General features: G+C 63.9%; 22 protein-coding genes and 1 pseudogene. 8 read left to right on the forward strand and 15 right to left on the reverse strand.

All coding sequences use genetic code 11. The annotated features are described in order from the left end of the window. Positions 1 to 24 precede the first annotated feature (24 nt). On the forward strand, positions 25 to 1740 hold the full coding sequence (gene leuA / locus F2982_RS15960; protein ID WP_203428421.1) for a 2-isopropylmalate synthase: 1716 nt from the start codon (positions 25 to 27) through the stop codon (positions 1738 to 1740). 63 nt (positions 1741 to 1803) lie between these two features. On the opposite strand, the pseudogene F2982_RS15965 reads toward leuA, so the two are convergent. The 4 genes and pseudogenes from F2982_RS15965 to F2982_RS15980 form a co-directional block, all read right to left on the reverse strand. Then, a pseudogene (locus F2982_RS15965) lies at positions 1804 to 2648 on the reverse strand (anti-sigma factor). A gap of 3 nt (positions 2649 to 2651) precedes the next feature. After that, positions 2652 to 3161: an RNA polymerase sigma factor gene (locus F2982_RS15970; RefSeq protein ID WP_112719371.1), complete on the reverse strand. Its 510-nt coding sequence runs from the start codon at positions 3159 to 3161 to the stop codon at positions 2652 to 2654. A gap of 166 nt (positions 3162 to 3327) precedes the next feature. Beyond that, positions 3328 to 3888 (reverse strand): hypothetical protein, encoded by a 561-nt coding sequence (locus F2982_RS15975; RefSeq protein ID WP_203428422.1) that lies wholly within the window; start codon positions 3886 to 3888, stop codon positions 3328 to 3330. 133 nt (positions 3889 to 4021) lie between these two features. Next, positions 4022 to 4942, reverse strand: a complete 921-nt coding sequence (locus F2982_RS15980; protein ID WP_348652508.1) for a metallophosphoesterase — start codon at positions 4940 to 4942, stop codon at positions 4022 to 4024. A 59-nt stretch (positions 4943 to 5001) separates the two neighbouring features. Between F2982_RS15980 and F2982_RS15985 the strand changes: the two genes are divergently transcribed. Then, positions 5002 to 5481 (forward strand): NUDIX domain-containing protein, encoded by a 480-nt coding sequence (locus F2982_RS15985; RefSeq protein WP_203428423.1) that lies wholly within the window; start codon positions 5002 to 5004, stop codon positions 5479 to 5481. A gap of 3 nt (positions 5482 to 5484) precedes the next feature. Here the strand turns inward: F2982_RS15985 and F2982_RS15990 are convergent, their stop codons facing one another. Next, the gene (locus F2982_RS15990) at positions 5485 to 6471 is read right to left on the reverse strand and encodes a glutathione S-transferase family protein (RefSeq protein ID WP_203428424.1); all 987 of its coding nucleotides are present in this window, start codon (positions 6469 to 6471) and stop codon (positions 5485 to 5487) included. 280 nt (positions 6472 to 6751) lie between these two features. On the opposite strand from F2982_RS15990, the gene F2982_RS15995 reads away from it, so the two are divergent. Together F2982_RS15995 and F2982_RS16000 are read left to right on the forward strand one after the other, a co-directional pair. Further along, the gene (locus F2982_RS15995) at positions 6752 to 7252 is read left to right on the forward strand and encodes an N-acetyltransferase (protein WP_112719367.1); all 501 of its coding nucleotides are present in this window, start codon (positions 6752 to 6754) and stop codon (positions 7250 to 7252) included. Between the two features lie 67 nt (positions 7253 to 7319). Continuing rightward, on the forward strand, positions 7320 to 8633 hold the full coding sequence (locus tag F2982_RS16000; protein ID WP_203428425.1) for an MFS transporter: 1314 nt from the start codon (positions 7320 to 7322) through the stop codon (positions 8631 to 8633). On the opposite strand, the gene F2982_RS16005 is transcribed toward F2982_RS16000, so the two are convergent. The 5 genes from F2982_RS16005 to F2982_RS16025 form a co-directional block, all read right to left on the reverse strand. Further along, entirely contained in the window at positions 8615 to 9052 is a 438-nt protein-coding gene (locus F2982_RS16005) for a GNAT family N-acetyltransferase (RefSeq protein WP_203428426.1), read from the reverse strand. The two genes, F2982_RS16000 and F2982_RS16005, sit on opposite strands and share 19 nt — an antisense overlap. 67 nt (positions 9053 to 9119) lie before the next feature. Further along, the gene (locus F2982_RS16010) at positions 9120 to 11189 is read right to left on the reverse strand and encodes a hypothetical protein (RefSeq protein ID WP_203428427.1); all 2070 of its coding nucleotides are present in this window, start codon (positions 11187 to 11189) and stop codon (positions 9120 to 9122) included. 1 nt (position 11190) lies between these two features. Further along, on the reverse strand, positions 11191 to 14004 hold the full coding sequence (locus F2982_RS16015; protein ID WP_203428428.1) for a DUF4159 domain-containing protein: 2814 nt from the start codon (positions 14002 to 14004) through the stop codon (positions 11191 to 11193). Continuing rightward, positions 14001 to 14921: a DUF58 domain-containing protein gene (locus F2982_RS16020; protein WP_112719362.1), complete on the reverse strand. Its 921-nt coding sequence runs from the start codon at positions 14919 to 14921 to the stop codon at positions 14001 to 14003. Before F2982_RS16020 ends, F2982_RS16015 begins: the two co-directional genes overlap by 4 nt. 20 nt (positions 14922 to 14941) lie before the next feature. After that, positions 14942 to 15952, reverse strand: coding sequence for a MoxR family ATPase (locus F2982_RS16025; RefSeq protein WP_112719361.1), 1011 nt, complete (start codon positions 15950 to 15952; stop codon positions 14942 to 14944). Positions 15953 to 16110: 158 nt separating this feature from the next. Between F2982_RS16025 and F2982_RS16030 the strand changes: the two genes are divergently transcribed. From F2982_RS16030 to F2982_RS16040, 3 genes are read left to right on the forward strand one after another with little or no spacing between them, the layout of a single operon-like run. Further along, the gene (locus tag F2982_RS16030) at positions 16111 to 16734 is read left to right on the forward strand and encodes a DUF1285 domain-containing protein (protein WP_203428429.1); all 624 of its coding nucleotides are present in this window, start codon (positions 16111 to 16113) and stop codon (positions 16732 to 16734) included. After that, complete coding sequence (locus F2982_RS16035; protein ID WP_203428430.1) at positions 16731 to 17381, forward strand: CoA pyrophosphatase; 651 nt, start codon at positions 16731 to 16733, stop codon at positions 17379 to 17381. Before F2982_RS16030 ends, F2982_RS16035 begins: the two co-directional genes overlap by 4 nt. Further along, positions 17378 to 18631 carry a CCA tRNA nucleotidyltransferase gene (locus F2982_RS16040; RefSeq protein ID WP_203428431.1) on the forward strand — a complete coding sequence of 418 codons (1254 nt, stop codon included), beginning with the start codon at positions 17378 to 17380 and terminating at the stop codon, positions 18629 to 18631. The genes F2982_RS16035 and F2982_RS16040 overlap by 4 nt, the downstream gene beginning before the upstream one ends. Here the strand turns inward: F2982_RS16040 and F2982_RS16045 are convergent, their stop codons facing one another. The 3 genes from F2982_RS16045 to hemF all read right to left on the reverse strand — a co-directional run bounded on the left by F2982_RS16045 (position 18632) and on the right by hemF (position 20229). Next, positions 18632 to 18817, reverse strand: coding sequence for a DUF1059 domain-containing protein (locus F2982_RS16045; protein WP_112386239.1), 186 nt, complete (start codon positions 18815 to 18817; stop codon positions 18632 to 18634). 118 nt (positions 18818 to 18935) lie between these two features. Beyond that, a complete protein-coding gene (locus F2982_RS16050; protein ID WP_199627126.1) occupies positions 18936 to 19202 on the reverse strand; it encodes a hypothetical protein in 267 nt (88 codons plus the stop codon). Between the two features lie 112 nt (positions 19203 to 19314). Continuing rightward, positions 19315 to 20229: an oxygen-dependent coproporphyrinogen oxidase gene (gene hemF, locus F2982_RS16055; protein ID WP_203428432.1), complete on the reverse strand. Its 915-nt coding sequence runs from the start codon at positions 20227 to 20229 to the stop codon at positions 19315 to 19317. 165 nt (positions 20230 to 20394) lie between these two features. Here hemF and F2982_RS16060 point away from each other — a divergent pair, with 165 nt between their 5' ends. After that, positions 20395 to 20658: a hypothetical protein gene (locus F2982_RS16060; protein ID WP_112719355.1), complete on the forward strand. Its 264-nt coding sequence runs from the start codon at positions 20395 to 20397 to the stop codon at positions 20656 to 20658. A gap of 9 nt (positions 20659 to 20667) precedes the next feature. On the opposite strand, the gene F2982_RS16065 is transcribed toward F2982_RS16060, so the two are convergent. Together F2982_RS16065 and F2982_RS16070 are read right to left on the reverse strand one after the other, a co-directional pair. Further along, complete coding sequence (locus tag F2982_RS16065) at positions 20668 to 22314, reverse strand: Na/Pi cotransporter family protein (RefSeq protein WP_112719354.1); 1647 nt, start codon at positions 22312 to 22314, stop codon at positions 20668 to 20670. A 267-nt stretch (positions 22315 to 22581) separates the two neighbouring features. Then, on the reverse strand, positions 22582 to 23232 hold the full coding sequence (locus F2982_RS16070; RefSeq protein ID WP_203428433.1) for a glutathione S-transferase family protein: 651 nt from the start codon (positions 23230 to 23232) through the stop codon (positions 22582 to 22584). Positions 23233 to 23264 lie beyond the last annotated feature (32 nt).

A 23264-nucleotide genomic window follows, 5' to 3' on the forward strand; every position in this document is an offset into this window, starting at 1 on the left:
TTGCCGGGCTGAGGAGAGAAGACGATGGACTCTAAGACTCAAACTCCCGCAAAAGGCATGCAGTCGGCCGGCGTGAAGTATCGCCCCTATCCGCAGGTGAATATTCCCGATCGTACCTGGCCGACGAAGACGCTCACCAAGGCGCCGATCTGGTGCTCCGTCGACTTGCGCGACGGCAACCAGGCGCTGGTCGACCCGATGGGCCACGACCGCAAGGCCCGCATGTTCCAGCTGTTGCTGGACATGGGCTTCAAGGAAATCGAGATCGGTTTCCCCTCAGCCTCGCAGACCGACTTCGACTTTGCCCGCTGGTGCGTCGAAGAGGGCAATGTGCCTGACGACGTGTCGCTGCAGGTTCTCGTCCAATGCCGCCCCGAATTGATCACCCGCACCTTCGAAGCGCTGCAGGGCGCCAACAGGCCGATCGTGCATTTCTACAATTCCACCAGCGAGCTGCAGCGCCGCGTGGTGTTTGCCAAGGATGTCCACGGCATCAAGCAGATCGCCGTCGATGCCGCCAAGATGATTTCCGACATGGCGGCCAAGGCCGGTGGCGGCTACCGCTTCGAATATTCGCCGGAGAGCTTCACCGGCACGGAGCTCGACGTGGCGCTGGAAATCTGCAACGCCGTCATCGCCGAGATGAAGCCGACGCCTGACAACAAGCTGATCATCAACCTGCCGTCGACCGTCGAGATGGCGACGCCGAACATCTATGCCGACCAGATCGAGTGGATGTGCCGCAACCTCGACAACCGCGAAAACCTGATCATCTCGCTGCATCCGCATAACGACCGCGGCACCGGTATTGCCGCTGCCGAGCTGGCGTTGCTGGCCGGCGCAGACCGTGTCGAAGGCACGCTGTTCGGCAATGGCGAGCGGACCGGCAATGTCGACGTCGTGACGATGGCACTGAACATGTTCACGCAGGGCATCGATCCCGAGCTCGACTGCTCGGATATCGTGCGCATGAAGGACGTCTTCGAATATTCGAACCAGATGCCGATCGGCGAGCGTCATCCCTACGTCGGCGAACTGGTCTACACGGCCTTCTCCGGCTCGCACCAGGATGCGATCAACAAGGGCATGAAGGCGATCAAGGTTGCCAATCACCCGGTCTGGGAAGTGCCGTACCTGCCGATCGACCCGCAGGATGTCGGCCGTTCCTACGAGGCGATCATCCGCATCAACTCGCAGTCGGGGAAGGGCGGTATCGCCTATATCCTGCAGCAGGACTACGGCATCAACCTGCCGCGCAACCTGCAGGTCGAGTTCCGCGAAGACATCCAGCGGATCACCGATGAAGAGGGCAAGGAACTCCCCTCGAAGCGCATCTACGAGCGCTTCATCGAACGCTACGTGACGCAGCCGACCGGCCGCATCAAGTTCGTCGATCACCACACTTTCGCGCATATCGACCGCAAGGGCGTGCGCGTCGTGGCGGCCGAGATCACCGATAACGGCGTGACCAAGCATATCGAAGGCCACGGCAACGGTCCGATCGACGGCTTCATCAACGCGCTCTCGGCCTATCTCGGCATCGAAATGTCGGTGCAGGACTATTCCGAGCACTCGCTGCAGAACGGCTCGAACGCCGCCGCGATCTCCTATGTCGAGACGGCCTATCCGGGTGGCAAGCTGTTCGGCGCCGGCATCAGCACCAATATCGTCGGCGCCTCGCTCGAAGCGATCGTCTCGGCGGCGAACCGCGTGCTCGAAGTGAAGGCCGGAAAGCACTGAACAAAGCAAAGGGCGCGGCGGAGAGATCCGCTGCGCCATTGATGTCTAGGCCGATCGTGACGATCAGATCGTGGCGGCGATTTCCATGGCGATCTGGCTGAGCGATGCTTCGGCCGATGGGCCGACCAGGACGTAGGCGGTGCCGGCATTGTGCCAGGTTACCAGGCCGATCTCGTCCTTGATCGTTTCCTTGAAATCTTCGGTTTCCGGCTGCTGCGTGTCCTTGCGGAAGTAGATGGTGATCAGGTCGCCATCGGCGCTGGAATAGACGAGTTGCCCGGTTGGCTTGCCGTCGCCCAGCACGACGCGGGCGCCTTGGAAGGTCCAGCCGTCATTGCTGAGATCGGGAACGCGGAAGGCGACGCCGACGGTCGAGGTGAGCCAGCTGGAAATCTCTTCGGCCTGCGACGCCGGCACTTCGACCAGATGGCGAGGCTGGCGGATGATCATGCGCTGGTAGCCGGCGATGTCGGCCAGCCAATCCTTGCTGCGGCCGCTGTCGTCGGCAATGTGCTGGTCGTCCGAAGGTGTCGGATCGCCGGGGCCGATGCCGACCAGATAACCGATGCCGCAACCGGCAACGAACAGGAGAATGGCGGCGGCCAGCGACTTGCGCCCCGACGGCGCGAACTTGAAGGCCGGACGGGTGGCGCGCGGGCGAGGGGCGCCTTCGGAGGCTGCACGCTCTTGATCGAGCGCACGAGCGCCAGCGGCACGGGTTCCTTCAGCACGTCGTCGAGGCGGCGGCGGCCGAAATCGGCGCCGTGACGCAGCTTGTCGTAAAGCCTGCGGGCGCCTTCGTCACTGGCGATACGCTCTTCCAGCTCATGCTTCTCTTCCGGCGTCGTCTCGCCGTCGAGGAGGGCAGTCAGCTGGGCATCGAGCGGCAGTTTCTTGAAATCCGGCAAGGTTCAGTACCTGTGGTGAAAATCGTCGGCGAGGCTGGCGAAATGCAGCCTGGCGGCGGCAAGCTGCGCCGAAACGCCGGTTGCCGGAATGCCCATGATATCGGCGGTCTGCTCGTAGCTGTGGCCTTCGACCACGGTCAGCAGGAAGATGCTCGCCAGGCCCTCCGGCATCTCTGCCAGCATGCGGTGGATGAGATCGGTATCGGTGACCGTGGCGCGCTCGCGGGCGGCTTCACGGATATCGGTGACGTTGCCCTTGGGAGCTGCCGTGCGGGCGCGCCGCTTGCGGCCGTCCTCGTTCCACAGCTGGCGGGCAAGCGTATAGACCCAGCTTTCCAGGCGGCCTTCGCCGTTCCACTGATGGCTCTTGGCGACGGCGCGCTGGCAGACGGTCTGGACTAGTTCGTCGGCGCTCGCCGTATCGCCCGTCAGCGCAATCGCAAAGCGGCGCAACCGAGGCAACAGGCCTACAAGGTCGCGTCTGATGTCGATGGTCGTTACGGGCTGACGCATAATCTCATTTCATGAACATGTCCGGAGCGAAGCATCCGGTGCGGGTCGTATTTTTATATCGCGTATGTGACCTTTATGAAACAAGTTTGACGCGCTCCGCAACAGGAAGAGCGGCTAAGCGGCAGTTTCCCAAAGGTTTTCTGCCGCTCATCACGTTCAGTTGTTTTCAATAGGTCCGGTAACCGTTCAGGCTTTGCAGCAGAGCGCGGTAGGCCCAGGTGTTTTCGCCGCCGCGATCGCGAATCTCGACGAGCTGAACCTTGGCACCCTGCACGTCTCCTTGTTCCACCAAAGCCTGGCCCATGTATGACCGGGCGAGAATATAATTCTCGTCGGCCTGCAGCGCCTTGCGATAGTAGGACATGCCGAGTTCGAAGCGGCCGGCCTTGCGGTTGGAATAGCCGAGATAGTTGAGGATGCGCGGATCGTTCTGGTTCCTGGCGAGGTTGAGGATGTTGATGGCATTCTCATACTGGCCGGCATAGGCGAATTCGCGGGCGAACTGGTAGAGATCGTCGTCGTTGAAGCTCTGCTTCTTGGCGTCGACACATTCCTTCTTCTGCTTGTCCCAGACTTTGCCGTCGGCGCATTTGGTCGTCGTCTCGGTCTTCGGCGGCGGCTTGGTTTCGTCGCTCTCGTCGCCGACCGCGAAGGCCGGTGCGGCAAGCGCGGCGGCAAGGCCGAAGGCGAGGGTGAGGCGGCAGATACGGTTGGCGGCGATGCGCATGGCGGGCTCCCTGGTCGGCGTCGATGGCGGGATTGTACGCCTCGATTTGGAAATACCAAGGGCAGGATCGCCGGATCGGCAAAATCCTCAGAAAGCGATTCAACAAGCGGCGAAACTGATTCCGCTCTGGCCGCTAAAGCTTGAAAATATCGACGCTTTCGGGCGATACGCCATCGCCGCGATCATTGAGGCTGAAGCGCTCGCCCTTCAGCTCCCAGGCGCCGGGCGAGCCGTCGATCGAGAAGAGATTGTAGGCGGCGCGCGGCTTCATGCCGCCAGGCCCCTGTGAGGCCGACGCGATGCCGACGACGGGCACGGGGCCGGTCTGGCCCTTCAGCCAGTAGAGTGTGTTGAGATGGGTGTGGCCGTGCAGCACGAGCTCGGCGCCGCCGCTGGTGACGACGGCGGCGAAGCGGCGGATGCCGATCATCCGCTTGTGGAAAGACGTGGCGCCGCGGATCGGCGGATGGTGGATCATCACCACGCGGAAGAGGCCGGCCTCACCGGCAGCGCGCAGCATGTTGACCGCCTCGCGGGCCTGGCGCTGGCCGAAGAAGCCGCTGGCGGCGAAGGGGGGCGTGGCGACAGCCGTCGAGCAGCCGACGATCGCGACTTTGCCGCGGATGCGCAGGTAGGGGAAGATATGGCGGTCTTCCTCCCATTGCGGCGGCGCCAGATCGCCGCGGACGTAGTCGTACCAGGCGCGCATCGATTTCTCGTAGGCACCGGGCACATAGGCATCGTGATTGCCGGGGACGATCGAGGTTTCCTCGGGATCGCCGAGCTCGCGCAGCCAGGCGGCGGCCGAGCGGATCTCGAGGCCGCTTGCGAGATTGACGAGGTCGCCGGTGACGGCGAGATGATCGGCTTCGCGGGCGCGGATATCATCCAGAAGCAGGTCGAGCGTTCCGCCGAAAAGATGCTTGCGCCGGTTGCGGTGCCAGTTCACAAAGCCGGTGATGCGCTTCGAGAAGAGCTCGCGGATCGAAAGACGGGGAAGTGGGCCGAGGTGAATATCGGAGATATGCGCGAGCTTGAACATGCTACGACACATAGACCAGGATATTTACAATTCAAACACATCCGCTTGAACGAAATAGTGAAAACGGAACGATGGCGAATAACGAGATCAGGTCCTGGCAATCGAAAATTCTGGTGCGGGTCGTCCACGTCTATTTCGCCGCGACGCGGGGAATGACGATGGGCGTGAGGGCTGCGTGCTTCGATCCGTCGGGCCGCGTCTTCCTGGTGCGCCACAGCTATGTGCCGGGCTGGCATATGCCGGGCGGCGGCATCGAGCGGCGGGAGACCTCGCATGATGCGCTGGTCAAGGAACTGCGGGAAGAGGGGAACCTGCGGATCATCGGCGAGCCGAAGCTTTTTCAGGTCTACCTGAATACGTCGGCGAGCCGCCGCGACCATGTGGTCTTCTACCGCGCCGATGTCGAGCAGACGGCGCCGCGCAAGCCGGATGCGGAGATCGTCGAGAGTGGCTTCTTTGCGCTCGACGCATTGCCCGAGGGCACGACCGAGGCGACGAAACGCCGCCTCCGGGAGCTGAGCGGCGAGGAACCCGCCGCTCATTACTGGTAATCCTCAGGCAGCCGCCAGCTTGGCGCGGCCATGCGGCCGGTCGAGATCGAGATCAGGGCCGACGGGCACGATGCCGGTCGGGTTGATCGTCTTGTGGCTGCGGTAATAATGCTCCTTGATATGGCGCATGTTCACCGTCTCCTTGACGCCCGGCGTCTGGTAGAGATCGCGCAGGTAGGCCGACAGGTTCGGGTAGTCGTCGATGCGGCGGATGTTGCACTTGAAGTGGCCGACATAGACGGGGTCGAAGCGCACCAGCGTCGTGAACAGCCGCCAGTCGGCTTCGGTCACCCGGTCGCCAAGGAGATAGCGGCCCTTGCCGAGGCGCTCTTCCAGGGCGTCCAGCGTGCCGAACAGCTTGACGACATTCTGCTCGTAGGCTTCCTGCGTCGTCGCAAAGCCCGCCTTGTAGACGCCGTTGTTGACGGTGTCGTAGACCAGCGCGTTGATTTCATCGATCCCGGGAGCGAGGTTTTCAGGATAGAAATCCTGCGTCGAGCCAGTCAGGTGGTCGAAGGCGCTGTTGAACATGCGGATGATTTCGGACGATTCGTTGTTGACGATCGTGCCGGTCTGCTTGTCCCAGAGGACGGGAACGGTGACGCGGCCCGAATAGTTCGGATCGGCCTTCACGTAGATTTCCCAGAGCGCCCTGGCGCCGAACAGATGGTCGCCGGTGGCGCCGTCGCTGATCTTGAACTCCCAGCCGTTCTCGACCATCAGCGGATCGACGACGGAGACGGAGATCAGGTCTTCGAGCTTCTTCAGCTTGCGGAAGATCAGCGTGCGGTGCGCCCAGGGACAGGCGAGCGACACATAGAGATGATAGCGCCCGGCCTCGGCCTTGAAGCCGCCGGTGCCGGAAGGGCCGGCCTCGCCATCCTTCGTCACCCAGTTGCGGAACTGCGAGGCGGCGCGCTTGAAATGCCCCTTGGTTTCTTTCGTATCGTACCAGACGTCATGCCAGACGCCTTCCACCAGCATGCCCATTGTGCGTTTCCTTCGAATTGGTCTCGTTGGCGCAAAGATATCGCAGCCGCGCGCGCTTTGCAGTGGGCAAAGATTGAACAGTGCGTCACAGTGATTTTCGCCCCGCCGCATTTTGCGTTGGACGGCGGAAATTTTTCCTGCTATCGGCCATTTCACATTTTTCTGCGGAACCCGATTTGATGTACGCAATCAGAAGCCTGCGACGACGCTGAAGCTCCCGAACGCCTGAAGGGCGTGTTCGAGAACCCATGCTGTCTGTCTATCCGGTTTCTGTCTCATCATGCACAAGCACGATCTGGTCTACCTCACTGAGGATGCGTCTCACGACGCCGCTATCGAACTCATCAACGAAGAAGCATTCGGTCCGGGCCGTCATACGCGCGCTGCCGCTCGTATTCGCGAGCAGGGGCCGCATGACCGTTCGCTTTCCTTCATCTGTGCCGATGACGGCGAGACCATCGCCTCGGTGCGGATGACGCCGGTGCAGGCGGGTGGCGTCAAGGCGCATCTGCTCGGGCCTCTCGCCGTGCGGCCGTCGCACAAGAGCCGGGGGATCGGGCGCGAACTGGTGCGGATCGCTGTCGAAGCCGCCAAGCGCAGGGGGTCGGAGGCGATCATTCTGGTTGGCGACCCGCCCTATTACTGCCAACTCGGGTTCGAACGGGTCGCCCACAACGCGCTCAACTTCCCGGGTCCGGTCGATCCGGCGCGTGTTCTCGTCGTGCCGGTCAGCGACGACGCTCATCAGCGTCTCAAGGGTTCAATTAGCTGGCGTAAATAGAGCTTATCGTCTATCAAACCCCTGATTTCCTTGGGACTCACCAGGGCTGCGCGACGGGGGACGGCGAATGAGCGGCATTTCGATGGACGAGGCGCTCGACCGCGCCGGAACGGGGGCGTTCCAGAAGCGGCTGATGGGCATATTCGGTCTCGTCTGGGCTGCCGATGCCATGCAGGTGCTCGCCGTCGGTTTTACCGCCGCATCGATTGCCGCGACATTCCAGCTGACCGTGGCGCAGGCGCTGCAGACGGGAACGCTCTTCTTTCTGGGCATGCTGATCGGCGCCATGCTGTTCGGCCGGCTGGCCGATCGCTGGGGGCGGCGCTATGTGCTGATCCTGACCGTCGCCTGCGACGCGCTGTTCGGTCTGCTGTCGATTTTTGCGCCCGATTTTACCAGCCTGCTGATCCTGCGCTTCCTGACCGGCATGGCGGTCGGCGGCACGCTGCCGGTCGACTACGCGATGATGGCCGAATTCCTGCCATCGAAGAACCGCGGGCGCTGGCTGGTCATGCTCGAAGGCTTCTGGGCGGTGGGCACGCTGATCGTGGCGCTCGCGGCCTGGGCGGCAAGCGTCGCAGGCGTGGCCGATGCCTGGCGCTATATCTTCGCCGTGACGGCGGTGCCGGCGATCCTCGGCGTGGCGCTGCGCTTCTTCGTGCCGGAATCGCCGCTTTACCTGCTGCGATCCGGCCGGGCGGCCGATGCCAAGGCAATCGTCAACCGGATGCTGGGAGCCCACGGCAAGCCGCCGCTGGCCGCCGGCGAGGAGATCGTCGCCGCGCCGCATGCCGATTCCGAAGGGTTGTTCTCACCGCCGCTTCGCCGCCGCAGCCTGATGATTCTCGCTATCTGGTTCCTCGTCTCCGTTTCCTATTACGGCGTCTTCACTTGGATGCCGGCGCGGCTGGCGGGCGATGGCTTCGGCTTCGTGCGCGGCTATGGCTTCCTGGTCTTCGTGGCGCTGGCACAGATCCCCGGCTATGCGCTCGCCGCCTATGGCGTCGAGGCCTGGGGCAGGCGGCCGACGCTTGTTGGATTCTGCCTGTTGTCGGCGGCGGGATGCCTGCTGTTCGTGTTGTCGCCTGACGACGTGCTGATCGGCGCTTCGCTGCTGCTGATGAGTTTTGCGCTGCTCGGCACCTGGGGTGCGCTTTATGCCTATACGCCGGAGCTTTACCCGACCGGATCGCGCGCGACCGGCATGGGGGCGGCGGGTGCGATGGCTCGTCTCGGCGGACTGGTGGCGCCGTCGGTGATGACCTTTGTGGTGTCGCTGGGGCTCGGCGTGGCGATCGGGCTCTTTGCCGGATTGCTGGTCATTGCCGCCATTGCGGCGCTCGCCATCGACGCGGAGACGCGTCAGGCCTCGCTTGGCTGAAAGCGCTTCTTCAGCCAGGTGAAGGTGTGGCCGCCGGCGAATTCGCCAAGTGAGCCGATCGTCTCATAACCGCAGCGCCGGTAGACGCCGAGGGCATCAGGGCTCATCGTATCGATGAAGGCGCCGATGCAGCCGCGGCGCCTGGCTTCGTCTTCCGCCATCTGCAGCAGCGTTCCGGCCAGACCCTTGCCGCGCATCTCCTCCGGAATGAATAGCATCTCGATATAGAGCCAGTCGCGTGCTGTATAACCGACAAGGCCGCCATTGATCTCGCCGTCGTCGCCGCGCAGCCGGATCGCCAGCTTTTCGCGGCCGCTCTCGCCGAAGCGGGCGATGTTATAGGCGATCAACGGGTCGGCGATCTTCTTGCGGTCCTTCTTGGAGAGGACCTTGGTGACCTTCAGCTTCTGCGGAGCCATGGCTGAACCTTTCGGCGGCGATCTCTATCGCCTGCCGATATCAGAGTCGTCAGTTCGACAAAATGGCTCAGCGCCCTTCGCGCCACCACATGGCGCCGAAGGCGAGCAGCAGCACGCCGACACCGGCGAAGCCGGCAAAGAGCGGCAACGTGTTGATGCCCTTCAGAACCGTCTCGTTGGTGAGCTTGATCTGCATGCGCTCGTTGTCGGCGACACGGATCTGGCCGCGAACGGGGAGAACCGGCGGCACTTCGATCGCGCCATTGGCATCCGAAACGCGGGCGACGAGGCCGCGGGTCTTGTCGCTGATCGGCTTCAGCACATCGGTGGTCGAGACCATCGCCTTGAACTCCGGCGCATCGACGGCGCCGACATGGACGAGGGTGGTAAGGTCGCCGTTGCGGATTTCGAAGAGGCCGATCTCGTCCATCTTCTTCTCGGCCTTGTAGAGGCCGGGCTCGGACTGGGCGAGCGGCAGGTCTTCGGTCTTGCCGGAAGGGTAGCGCACGGTGGCCGGGCCGGGATCGCCGCCGATCGTCTGGCGGGTGATCTCAAGCGTGCGGCCCTGGGCGCGGGCAGTCAGCGCCTCTTCTTCCAGTGCCGGTTCCTTCATCAGCCAGTGGGCGATGCGGCGATAGAGCGAGACATGCGGTCCGCCGCCTTCGAAGCCGCGGGCCCAGAGCCAGCCCTGATCGGACAAGAGCATGGCGACGCGGCCCTGGCCGGCGCGGTTCAGCACCAGCAGCGGATTATTATCGGCGCCGACCATGACCGTCTGGCCCTGCGGTTGCTCGACACCGACGGAGCGGAACCAGCGGCCCCAATGCGGAGGCTCGTCGGCCGAGCCATCGAGACCACGGGTGACCGGATGCTTGCGGCCCTCGTCGGAGAGGCGCGGATAGAAGGCCTTCTCGATCATCTGGCCGGTGGGTGCTGCCGGCAGGACCGACTGCAGCGGCGTCAGCGCGATCGAATCCTGACCGGCATGTTCGGGACCGGCAGCGATCAAGAGCGCACCGCCGTTTTCGACATATTGGGCGATGTAGTCGTAATAGAGGATCGGCAGCACGCCGCGGTGCTGATAGCGATCGAAGATGATGAGGTCGAAGTCCTTGATCTTGTCGACGAAGAGCTCGCGGGTCGGGAAGGCGATCAGCGACAGCTCGTTGATCGGCGTGCCGTCCTGCTTTTCCGGCGGGCGCAGAATGGTGAAATGCACCAGATCGACCGAGGCGTCCGATTTCAACAGATTGCGCCAGGCGCGCTCGCCCGCATGCGGCTCGCCGGAGACGAGAAGGACGCGCAGGTTCTCGCGGATGCCGTCGATGACGTGGACGGCGCGGTTGTTGGCTTCCGTCACTTCGCCGGGCAATGCGGCAACGGCAAATTCCAGCACGTTGCTGCCGCCGCGCGGGACGCGGAAGGAGAAGGGCGTATCCTGGCCGGGCGTCGCCTGCAGCGTGGCGATCTCGTCGCCGTTCAGCTTGACGGTGACGGTCGCCGTGCCGCCCGGGCTCGGGCCGTCGTCGAAGACGCGCAACACGAGTTGCTGCTCTTCGTTGACGATGCCGAAGCGCGGCGCCTTGATGACCTCGATGCGGCGGTCGAATTCGTTCGGCTTGCCGGTGATCAGGCCATGGATCGGGGCATCGAAGCCGAGCGCCTGATTGACGCCGGGGACGTCGTGAACCTCGCCATCGGTCAGCATGATCGCGCCGCCGATACGGGCGGGCGGCACGTCGGCGACGGCGGCGGAAAGCGCGTTGAAGAGGCGGGTCGAGGGGGCGTCGGAGTCTTCGGGCTCGGTGGCCTCGACATAGCGCGGCTCGATATTCGGGAAACGCGACAGCCGGTCCTTCAGCTGGGCCAGCGCATCGTCGGTCATCTTGATGCGCTCGGGCGTCTGCTGGCTCTGGCTGCGGTCGACGATGACGGGGACGACCGTCGAGAGCGGCTCGCGGTCTTCCTGCATCAGCAGCGGATTGGCGAGCGCGGCAAGCAGGGCGATCGCAGCGACCGTGCGGATCCAGGCGCCGCGCACGCCGCGCCAGATGGCGAAGACGGCGACGATGGCGACGACGACGGCCAGCGCCGCAAGGATCGGCCAGGGAATGAAGGGTGCGAAATCCAGCGTCATGTCACTGCCCCAGACGTTCGAGGAGGGCGGGGACGTGGACCTGGTCGGTCTTGTAGTTGCCGGTCAGCATATACATCATGATGTTGACCCCGGCGCGGTAGGCATATTCGCGCTGCGCCTCATCCGGCGGCACGGTCGGCAGCATCGGCGTGCCGTTCTCGTCGACCGCCCAGGCGCCGGCAAAGTCGTTGCCGGTGATCAGGATCGGCGAGACGCCGTCGGCAGAAGCTGCGGATTTCGGGTCGCTGGCGCGATTGTCCTGGCGTGCCTCGATCCAGAGCGGGCTGCCGGCATAGCGGCCGGGGAAGCTCGACAAGAGATAGAAGGACTTCGTCAGGACGTGATCCGAGGGGACGGGTTCCAGCGGCGGAATGTCGAGATTGGCGAGGATCTGTTGCAGACGTTCGCCATTGGCGCTCTGGGCGCCACCGGAATTGTCGAGTGCCGAGAACTGGTCGCGGGTATCGAAAAGCACGGTGCCGCCGGCGCGCATATAGGCGTCGATGCGGTTGATCGCTGCGGTCGACGGCATCGGTGCCGATGCCGAGATCGGCCAGTAGATGATCGGGTAGAAGGCGAGCTCGTCCTTGGTGATGTCGAGGCCGACGGGCGGGGCCGGCTCCAGCGTCGTGCGGTAGGTCAGGAACTCGGTGAGGCCCTCGAGGCCGCGCTCGGAGATATTGTCGACATCCTGTTCGCCGGTGACGACATAGGCGAGGTGGGTGTTGTCGAGCCGCTGGAGGATCTGATCGTCGCCGGGCTTGGAATCGTCGGCGCGCAGGTCGTGCGGGGCGAGGAACAGGCCGGCGGCGATGGCGACCGCGATCAGGGCGGCGCTGCGCGCTGCCGGGCGAAGGCGCGAGAAGGCGCCGCTCATGAACATGACGATCAGGCTGTCGGCGAGCAGCAGCAGGAAGGCGATCAGGAAGAGCGCGGGCTTGGCGGACCAGGTCTCGCCGCCGATCAAACCGGCGCGCACGACGGTGACACCGGCGGTATCGAGCGGCTTCAGCTCGGCATTATCAGGCAATACATTCAACGCGGTAAAGCCATCTTCTGAACCATAGAGTCCGGGCGGATTGTCGAAATTCGAGACCGGGGCTGCCTTGGCATTCGGGATCAGCGGGCGGGCGGTGCCGGTTTCGGTCGTCAGCACGCCCTTGGCCGTCAGCAGCCGGAAGGGCGGCAGGGCTTCGGCGGTCGATGCCGCACCTGCTTCGGACGTGACGCCGCCGGAGCGCGAGAGCTGGACGATACGGCGCAGCATCTCGACGAAATTGCCAGAGATCGGCAGGTTCGACCAGGTCGCTTCGGCGCTGACATGGAAGAGCACGATGCGGCCGGCATTGATCGGCTTGGTGGTGACGAGCGGCGTGCCGTCGGCAAGGCTTGCCCAGGTGCGCTCGGCAAGATCAGGCGTCGGCTCGGCGAGAACCTGGCGCTTGATCGTCACATCGGTGGGCTTCGCCATGCCGGCGAAGGGGCCGAAATTCGGGAAATCGGCAAGCGGCTGCGGTTCGGCCCAGGAGAGGGCACCGCCGAGGGCGCGTTCGCCTTGGCGCAGGATCACCGGCACCAGCGGATCGTCGGCCGGGGCAGCGGCAAGGCGCGGACCGGCGAAACGGATCAGCGTGCCGCCATTGGCGATCCAGCGCTGCAGCGGCTCGTAGGTCTCCTGCGGCAGTCGGCCGATATCGGCCATGATGATCACCGACGGGTTCTGCGACAGGAGATCGGGGATCGAGGTGGCGAGATCGGGCGAGTTCGGCTCGATCAGGTCGGCATAGGGCTGCAGGGCGCGCTGGATGTAATAGAGCGGCGACAGCAGCGGCTGGAACTCGTCGCGGGCCTCGCCCGAGAGCAGTACGACGCGGCGGCGCTTGAAGCCATCGTCGAGCAGATGGACGGAGCCTGCGGTCGCATGGGCATCGATGCTGACGCGGGCGAAATCGTTGCGCATTTCGAAGGGCGCGGCGATCGAGCCGATCGAGGTCGACTGTCCCGGCTGGAAGGAGACGGAACCGGCGGCGATGGCGCGACCCTGGGCATCCTGTGCCGTCAGCGGCAGTTGTGCGGCGCTCGACGTGTCTAGACGTGTCGCGGTGACGGTCATCGCGTCGGCGGCGTTGCTGGCGCCGGTGATGGCGATCGTCTGTTCGGCATCGCCTTCGATCAGGCGCAGTTCGGCGGGCCGCAAATTCGCGAGATCGCGAACGGTCGTCTCGTTGTCCCTGGCCGCAGCGCCATCGGCGAGGAAGGCGAGCGTGCCGGGCTTGGTGCCGTTGAGAGCGGCGCGCAGTGCCTCGAAGGCGCGCTGGCGATCCGGAACCAGCGGCTTCGGCTCGGCGGCCTGCAGCTTGTCGCGGGCGGCGGCAGCACTTCCGGGTACGGCGTCATTGGTCGGGTCGGCGGTGAAGGCGATGGCGACTGGGCTGCCGGCGGCATCGGCATCGTCGATCAGCGCTTCGGCGGTCTGGACGCGGCGTTCCCAGTCGGGCGCGGTCGCCCATCCATTGTCGACGAACAGGACGAGCGGGCCACCAGCGACCAGCGAATTGGTGCGCGGATTGAAGACCGGGTCGGCGATCGCCAGGATGACGGCGGCGGCAAGCAGCATGCGCAGCAGCGTCAGCCACCAGGGGCTCTGCGCCGGGGTTTCCTCGCGCTTCAGGACGCTGGCGAGGATCTTCAGCGGCGGGAAGACCTCGGTCTTCGGGCGCGGCGGGGTCAGCCGCAGCAGCCACCAGATGACGGGAAGGGCGACGAGGGCGCCGAGGATTGCGGGATAGGCGAAAGCGAAGGGAAGGGCGTTCACAGCTGCCCTCCATGCGTCGCCTTGGCCGGCATGCCGGAGAGATACATGTGAACCGCGACGAGGGCTTCGGAGGCCAGATGGTCGGTTCTGTGCGTCACGAAGGTCCAGCCGAGATGGCGCAGCGACTGGCCAAGATTGTCGCGGCGGGCGAGATAGGCGCGGGTATAGGCCTCGCGGATATTCTCGGCGCGGCCGGAAACGAGCTTCGAGCCGGTCTCGGGATCGCTGAATTCGGTTCGGCCGCTATAGGGGAAGACCTCTTCGGCGGGATCGGCCACCTCGACGACATGGCCGCGCAAGCCGCGGCGGGCAAGCGGCGTCAGGCGCGCCATCACGGCATCGGCCTCATCGAGGAAATCGCCGATCAGCACCAGATCGCTCCAGCCGCGGATCATCGCCACCTCAGGCAGGCCGCCGGTCAGCTGCGAGTGCATCAGCGCCGTTGCCAGGCGCTCGGCGGCATTGCGGGCCGAAACGGGTTCCATGACGCCGGGGCATCCGATGCGTTCGCCGGAGCGTGCGAGGATTTCGGCCAGCGCCAGCATGATGACGAGCGCGCGGCTTTCCTTGGAGACATTGCCGAGCGTCGACTTGTACATCATCGACGGCGACATATCGGCCCAGAGCCAGATCGTGTGGGCGGCTTCCCATTCCCGTTCGCGGATATAGGTGTGGTCGTCGCGGGCGGAGCGGCGCCAGTCGATGCGCGACAGGCTTTCGCCTTCGGTATAGGGGCGGAACTGCCAGAAATTTTCGCCGATGCCGCGCTTGCGGCGGCCGTGCCAGCCGGCAATCACGGTGTTGGCGATCCGCTTGGCCTCGACCAGGCAATCCGGCACCAGCGAGGCGCGCTGCCTTGCTCGTGCAAGCGCATCGCTGCCGGGTGTCGGATTGACGATCTGTCCGATAGAGGCCACGCGTTGCTTATCCCTGTCTCTTATCCACGGGCCTGCTTGACCAGACCGGCAATGACATCACGCACCGACATGCCTTCGGCACGGGCGGCGAATGTCAGCGCCATGCGGTGTTCCAGCACGGGCTCGGCGAGAGCATAGACGTCGTCGAGCGACGGCGCGAGGCGGCCTTCGTAGAGGGCGCGGGCGCGGGCGCAGAGCATCATCGCCTGGCCGGCGCGCGGGCCGGGGCCCCAGGCGACATGCTTGTCGGTGGAGGCATGGCCCTGGCCGGGACGGGCCGAGCGCACGAGACCGAGGATGGCATCGACGACCTTGTCGCTGACCGGCATCTGGCGGATGAGGCTCTGGATCTGCATCAGCCGCTCGGCATTCAGCACCGCCTGCGGCTTTGTCTCGGAAAGGCCCGTCGTCTCGAGCAGGATCTGCCGTTCGGCGGCGAGTTCGGGATAGTTGACGTCGACCTGCATCAGGAAGCGGTCGAGCTGGGCTTCGGGAAGCGGATAGGTACCTTCCTGCTCCAGCGGGTTCTGCGTTGCGAGAACATGGAACGGCGTCGGCAGGTCGTAGCGCTGGCCGGCGACGGTGATGTGATATTCCTGCATCGACTGCAGAAGCGCCGACTGCGTGCGTGGCGAGGCGCGGTTGATTTCGTCAGCCATCAGCAGCTGGGCGAAGACCGGTCCCTTGACGAAGCGGAAGGAGCGGCGGCCGCTCTCGTCCTGGTCCATCACTTCGGAACCGAGAATATCGGATGGCATCAGGTCTGGCGTGAACTGGATGCGGTTGGCGCCGAGGCCGAGAACTTCGCCGAGCGTGGTGACAAGCTTGGTCTTGGCGAGGCCGGGAACGCCGACAAGCAGCGCGTGGCCGCCCGAGAGCACGGCGAGAAGCGTGTTCTCGACCACGCTTTCCTGACCAAAGATCACCTTCGAGACTTCTTCACGGACAAGGGCGATATCGGCAAGCGCCTTTTCGGCGGCGGCGATGATCGCCTTTTCATCGAGGCTGTCTTCGGTCTTCATCATACCCATCAGGCATCTCCAACGGCTAAATCATTCGTCGCGAATCGGCGGACTTACACCTCTGCCTCATACCCGATAGAGTTATGAAGATGTTGCGGGCTGACAAGTTCGTTTCGAATGACTATCTCGTGACTTCCTTCTCGTTAAGAGCAAACCGGGACAGAAGAATGGCAGGCGAAGAGATCAGGGCGAGCGAAGATGCCGCGGGGCTGGCCGCACTGATTTCGCGCGCGGCTGGCGAAACCGGTGGCAAGAGCCGCGGTCTTCCGCCCGTGGACAAGTGGAATCCGCCTTTCTGCGGCGATATCGACATGGAAATCCGCGCCGACGGCACATGGTTCTACATGGGCACGCCGATCGGCCGCGCGCCGCTGGTGCGGCTGTTCTCGACGGTTTTGCGCAAGGACGAGGACGGCAAGACCTACCTCGTGACTCCTGTGGAAAAAGTCGGCATCCGGGTCGTCGATGCGCCGTTCCTGGCGGTCGAGATGAGCGTGACGGAGCGCGACGGAAATTCGCTGCTGACCTTCCGCACCAATACCGGCGATGTCGTCGAGGCGGGCGAGGAGCATGCGTTGCGCTTCGTGATCCATGGCGACAACAGCGAGCTCAAGCCCTATCTGCATGTGCGCGGACGGCTGGAGGCGCTGGTGGCGCGTCCGGTGATGTACGAGCTGGTGGAACTCGGCGAGGTGATCGAGGTCGAGGGGCGCCAGATGTTCTGCCTCCGCTCCGGCGGCCGCATATTCCCGGTCATGCCGGCAGACGAACTGGATGCGCTTTCCCGATGACCGATCCCATTGCCTCCCGCTATCCGCTCTATTCGGCCGATGAATTCCGCCGCCGTGCCCTCAACCAGAAGGGCGGGCCGATCGATCTCGCCTGGCGCGATCACGGCGATCACCTGATCAACCAGGATCTTTTGCCCTATGTCGAAAATATCAAGCTACGCGATGCGGCGGTGCTGGTGCCCGTCGTTGACGATGGCGACGATGCGCGGGTGATCCTGACCAAGCGCACCGAGACGCTGCGCAAGCATTCGGGCCAGATCGCCTTTCCCGGCGGCTCCAAGGATCCGACCGACGAGTCGCTGGAAATGGCGGCGATCCGCGAGGCCGGCGAGGAGATCGGCCTTGCCGACATGTTCATCGAGCCCGTCAGCCGCCTGCCTGACTATCTGGCGGCGACCGGTTTCCGGATCACGCCGATCCTTGCCGTCGTCCGCCCCGGTTTCACGCTGACACCGAGCCCGGAGGAGGTGGAGAGCGTTTTCGAGGTGCCGCTGTCGTTCCTGATGGATCCCGGCAATCACACGCTCGACAGCCGCCCCTGGAACGGGGTGCAGCGCCAGTTTTACCGCATGCCCTATGAGCAATGGATGATCTGGGGCATTACCGCCGGCATCATCCGCACGATTTACGAAAGAATGTATGCATGACCACTGTGGCTCACGAAGCCTGGTTTCAGGATCCGCGCCTTTCCCGCGTCTTTTCGCTGCTGAATGCCGATGGCGGCGAGGGCCGCGTCGTCGGCGGTGCGGTGCGCAACAGCCTGATGGGCATTGCGGTCAGCGATATCGACATGGCGACGACGCTGATGCCTGACGCCGTGATCGAGCGGGCGAAGGCCGCCGGCATCAAGGCGGTTCCGACCGGGATCGCGCATGGCACGGTGACGCTGGTGCTCGAGGGCAGGCCCTTCGAGGTGACGACGCTCAGAACCGATGTCGAGACTGACGGGCGCCATGCCAAGGTCGCTTTCAGCACCGATTGGCAGGCCGATGCCGAGCGCCGCGACCTGACGATCAATGCGCTCTATGCCAATGCGGCGGGCGAGGTGATCGATCTCGTCGACGGGCTCCCCGATATCGAGAAGCGCAACATCCGCTTCATCGGCACGGCGGCAACGCGGATCGCCGAGGATTACCTGCGCATCCTGCGCTTCTTCCGCTTCTTCGCCTATTACGGCACCGGGCGTCCCGATGCCGAGGGGCTAAAGGCCTCTTCTGCGGCGCGCTACAAGCTCTCGACGTTGTCTGCCGAGCGGATCTGGTCGGAGCTGCGCAAGCTGCTCTCTGCCGAGGATCCGGGCCGGGCGCTGCTCTGGATGCGGACGGTTTCGGTCTTGAATGAGATCCTGCCGGAGACGGAGAAATGGGGCATCGACGCGATCCCGGCGCTGGTCGCGACCGAGCAGGCGCTGGGCTGGAAGCCCGATCCGCTGCTGAGGCTTGCCTCGATCGTGCCGCCCGACGTGCCGCGGCTCTCGGAGATGGCGGGGCGTCTCAAGCTTGCCAATGCGGAAGCCGCCTGGCTGAAGACCTGGGCGCTGACCGTTCCGGTCAATGACGAGCTGACGACGGCGGCCTTCGACCGCGTACTTTATCGCAGCGCGCCCGAAGGCGTGATCGCGCGGCTGAAGCTGGCGCTGGCGATTGCGCGCGGCAAGGCGGAAGGTGACATGAAGGAGATGAGCCGTTCGGCACGGCTCTCGAAGCTGCTCGAACAGGCGGAAGCCTGGACCAAGCCCAAGTTTCCACTCAGCGGCGGCGACGTGATGGCGGCCGGCGTCACGGCGGGGCCGCGCGTCGGCGAAATACTGCAGACGCTGGAGAGCCAGTGGGTGGACGAGAATTTCGCTGCCGGCCGGGCGGCGCTGCTCGCCCGGCTGGATGGCATCGTCAAATGATCAGGCCGCGTTCGCTTCGTTGCGGATGCGGGCCTTGATATTGTCGACCATGTTTTCGCGGATGGTGGTTTCGCCGTGAGCGGTCTTCATATGCTCGACCGCGCGGCGGACGACTTCGGCGTCGTCATTGGCGCGGGTGTGCCAGTCACAGCCTGGAACGAGCGTACCACATTCGAAAAGTCGCATTTTATCCTCCTTGATCCGGAACATGACAGGATCGCGCAAACTCACGCGTAGCTTGAATGTGCAAAGAGGGGAGAAGGTTCCGGCCGATCTGACAGGACCGGCCGGCATGGATTTCGCTTTATTCCGGCATCGCCCAGAAACGGTAGCAGTCCGAAGACTGGTAGGGCGTGTTGGAATTGGCGCTTTCGCGGGCCTGGCCCTGCAGCTCTTCCGGCGATTTGCCGCCTGCAAGCTGCAGCTTCACCTGCTCGATATAGCAGGAGAGAGGCAGGTCTGAACCGCTCTTTGCGCGCATGTCTTCGGCAAGACGGTTCAGGAATTCCGGGGCTTCGATTATGCGGGATGATTGCTCTGCATCCGCGGATGAACCGCTTTGTATCGTCATCGACAATCCTCCTCCGATTGTTATGCACATACAAATTGATTTAGAACGCGTTCACACTTCTTGAAGGCCAGTCACCGGGTTTTTACCCGTACGTTATCGTACAGTGTTCCGGTTACGGCCATTTTACTGTCGGCGGCATGGACGACAGAATCGACTCGATGTTGCCACCCGTCTTCAGCCCGAAGATGGTACCGCGATCATAGAGGAGATTAAACTCCACATATCGACCGCGACGAATCAATTGTTCCTCACGATCCTGTTCCGTCCACTGTTTGTTGAAATTGGCGCGAACAATCTGTGGATAAACTGCGGCAAAGGCTCGGCCGACGTCCTGCGTAAAGGCGAAATCGGCATCCCAGCCGCCGGCTTCGGGGCTGGAATGCAGCCAGTCATAGAAGATGCCGCCGGTGCCGCGGGGCTCGTTGCGGTGCTTCAGGAAGAAGTATTCGTCGCACCATTTCTTGTAGGCATCGTAATCGGCGATGCCCTGATGCTGGCGACAGGCGAGCTCGAGCGCCTCGTGGAAGAGCTGCGTATCCGCGTCCTCCTGCGTGCGGCGCCGGTCGAGAACCGGCGTCAGGTCGGCACCGCCGCCGAACCAGCGGGTGGAGGTGACGACCATGCGGGTGTTCATGTGCACGGCGGGAACGTTCGGATTGACGGGATGGGCGATCAGCGAGATGCCGGAAGCCCAGAAGCGCGGGTCCTCATTGGCACCGGGGATCTGGGCGCGGAAATCGGGTGCGAATTCGCCATAGACGGTGGAGGTGTGGACGCCGACCTTCTCGAAGACGCGGCCATGCATCATCGACATGCGCCCGCCGCCGCCCGCGCCATTGTCGCGCGACCAGTCCTTGCCGACGAAGCGGCCCGGTTCGCGATCGGACATCGGTCCGGCGAGTTCATCTTCCAGCGTCTCGAAGGTGGAACAGATCGTATCGCGCAGCTGCCGGAACCAGGTCTGCGCCGCGAGCTTCTTGTCTTCGATGTCGGCGGGAAGGCCTGCCGGCAATACTGGTCTTTCCATACTTACCCCCATAGGCCGCAGCCAAAGCCGCGACCCGTCATTCCTGATTGCGACGCCTCCTATCAGCTAGGAGCGCCAGTCGCCAGCGGGCGGAAGGCCGCAGCCAAGATTCGACTCGCAAATTAGCGGGTTCGATACTACCTTTTTCCGGCAGAGGTAGGTTTCATGAATAAAATTCCGGGACCTCCGTCATTCGACGGCTTGAAGCGCAGGATAGAGCGGCACCGCGCCGAGGGAACGCCCCGGACGGGTGGCGACCGGTTCGTGCGCGAAACATACAGACTGGCGCTGCTGGATGCGCGGGCGAAGGCCCGCGAGTGGTTTGCCGAATATCCGAAGGCGGCTTACTGGACCGAGGTCGAAAGCTGGCGTCAGCTCGACAACGACCAGATCGAGTTTACCATGCGGCGGCTACCCTCGGCCGATTGAGCACCATACCTATTCCGCAGCATCCTTGAGACGGCTTTCGATGAGCAGGCCGTGCTCGTCCATGATCGGGTGGGCGACCGAGACGATATGGGCGTTGATGCGCTTCAGGTCGCGCAGCATGTCGAGATGCAGCGAACTGGTCTGCAGGCTGTCGGCGCGGCCGTCGCGCAGGCGCTCCAGGTGGCGCTCGGAGGATTGCTTCTCCATGCGCCGGACCTCGACCTTCACTTCCATCATCTGCTTGGCGAGCTTGAAGTCGCGGGTGACGAAGATCGTCTGGGCGATGCGCAGGTTGTCGATCGTCAGGTGGAAGAGCTTCTTCAGCTCCTCATAGCCGTCCTCGGAGAATTTCAGGCCGAGCGAGGCCTTCTTGGTGACCTGCGGCAGCAGGCCTTTCTCGATGATGTCGCCGATATGTTCGAGGTTGATCGCGTAATCGATGATGACGATCGAGCGGCGGCCGTTTTCCTCGCTCAGGCCCTCGCGGCCGAGCTTGGAGAGATAGATTTTCACTTCCTGCTGCAGGCTGTCGACGCGCTTTTCCAGCGACGGGATTTCCTTGAGCTTGGCGAGATCGTCCTTCTCGAAGGCGTCGGAGGCGCGCATCAGCATGCGCTCGATGAGATCGCCGACGCCGAGCGTTTCGCGGGTGGCGCTGGCAAGCGCCACGACCGGCGTCGAGAGCTCGCCCTGATCAAGATATTTCGGCGCATTGTCGGGCTGCGCTTCTTCCGGGACCAGCCGCAGCATCAGCTTCGACAGCAGGCGCGAGAAGGGCCAGGCGAGTGCGGCGAGGATCAGGTTGAAGCCGAGGTGGGCGTCGACCGGGAGCTTGGCGGGCGAGAGCGGCAGCATTTCCAGGATATCGGCGCCGTAGCCTGCGAGCGGCAGCGCGACAGCGCAGCCGATGGCGCGCACGATCAGATTGCCGAGCGTAACGCGCTTTGCCGAAGGCGGGCCGGAGAGAGAGGCGACGACCGGCGGAATGGCGCCGCCGAGATTGGCGCCGAGCACCAGCACGATGATCAGGCCGGCCGAGAGGATGCCGGTCGAGGCGAGCGACAGGATCAGCACGACGGCCGCAAGGCTGGAGGAAGAAATGAAGGCGATGCCGGCGGAGAAGGCGAGCGCCACCGGCCAGGCATTGTCCAAGAGCCCGATGAAGGCGGCAAGCGCTGGCGACTGGCGCATCGGCTCGGTGGCGCTGCTGAGAAGATGCAGCGACAGCAGCATCAGGCCGATGCCGATCAGCGCCGTGCCGCCGCCCTGGCGGGAGGTCGAGCCGCTGCGATAGAGCACGATGCCGGCGAGGATGACGAGCGGCGACAGCCACTCGATGCCGGTCGCAACGATCCAGGCGGTGACGGCGGTGCCGACATTGGCGCCGAGGAGCACGATCTGCGCCATGCGCGGCTTGACGAGCTCACGCTCGACGAAGGAGGCGACCATCAGCGCAGTGGCCGTCGAGCTCTGCAGCGCGATGGTGGCGACGAAGCCCGAGAGGAAGGAGCGAAGACCGCTGCGGGTACCCGTCGCCAGCCCGGTTCTGAGCTTGGCGCCGAAGGCCCGCGACACGCCGTCCTTAACCTGCGCGAGGCCGAACAGCAGCAAGGCTACGGCACCGAACAGATTTATCATGACGATCGTGGATTCCATTATCAGCAGTCTTCTTCTTCTTCACTGGTGGTTGCAATGCTGTGCATCCTAGAATCACGTCATTGCCAATTCGTTGAAATTGCTGCGCAGTGACGGATTTTTGTTTGCCCGGCTAATAATAATAGGCCGATTTGACCGCAACACAACGCCGTTTGCGACATATTGCAGGGATGCTCCGTCATCTACGGCGGAGCCGCTGGAAATCAATGGTTTCGATGGTCTGTCAGGCTCATCGGCTGCAGATGATTTGCGGCCGAAACGTGGAGATCAATGCGCCTGCGAGGCGAGAAAAACGGCGCGCTGGGCCTCGAAGGCGCGCTGATAGGCCGGGCGGGCTTCGCCGCGGGCGACATAGGCGGCAAGGTTTGGAAATTCTTCGAGCAGGCCGGAGCTTTTCAGCCGCAGCAGCACCGAGACCATCTGCAGGTCGCCGACGCTGAAATCGCCATCCAGCCAGTCGGCAGTGCCGAGACTGTTGGAGAGCTCGGTCAGCCTTACGCGGATACGATCGGTCAGCAGGGGCAGGCGCTGCTCGTACCAGCTCTCGTTGCGCTCCGCATAGCCGGCCGCCTCGCGCTCGACGATGACAGGCTCGACGGTGCTGACAGCGGCAAAGAGCCAGGCGATGGCGCGGGCGCGGCCAATCTGGTCGGCGGGTAGCAGGCCCGGAAACTTTTCGGCGATATGCAGCACGATGGCGCCGGATTCGAAGATCGCCAGCGCGCCGTCCTCATAGGTCGGGATCTGGCCGAAGGGCTGGAGCGCCAGGTGGGCGGGCTGCTTCATCGTCTCGAAGGTGACGAGGCGGACATCATAGGGCTGCCCGGTCTCTTCGAGCGCCCATCGCACCCGCATGTCCCGCGCCAGGCCCCGGCCGCGATCGGGGGAGCATTCAAAGGCGGTGATGGTGATCGTCATGGCTGCCTCCTATGGATTGTCTGTCTTGAAGA

This window comes from Rhizobium sp. BG4, assembly GCF_016864575.1.
In the GTDB taxonomy this organism is placed as follows: Bacteria; Pseudomonadota; Alphaproteobacteria; order Rhizobiales; family Rhizobiaceae; genus Rhizobium.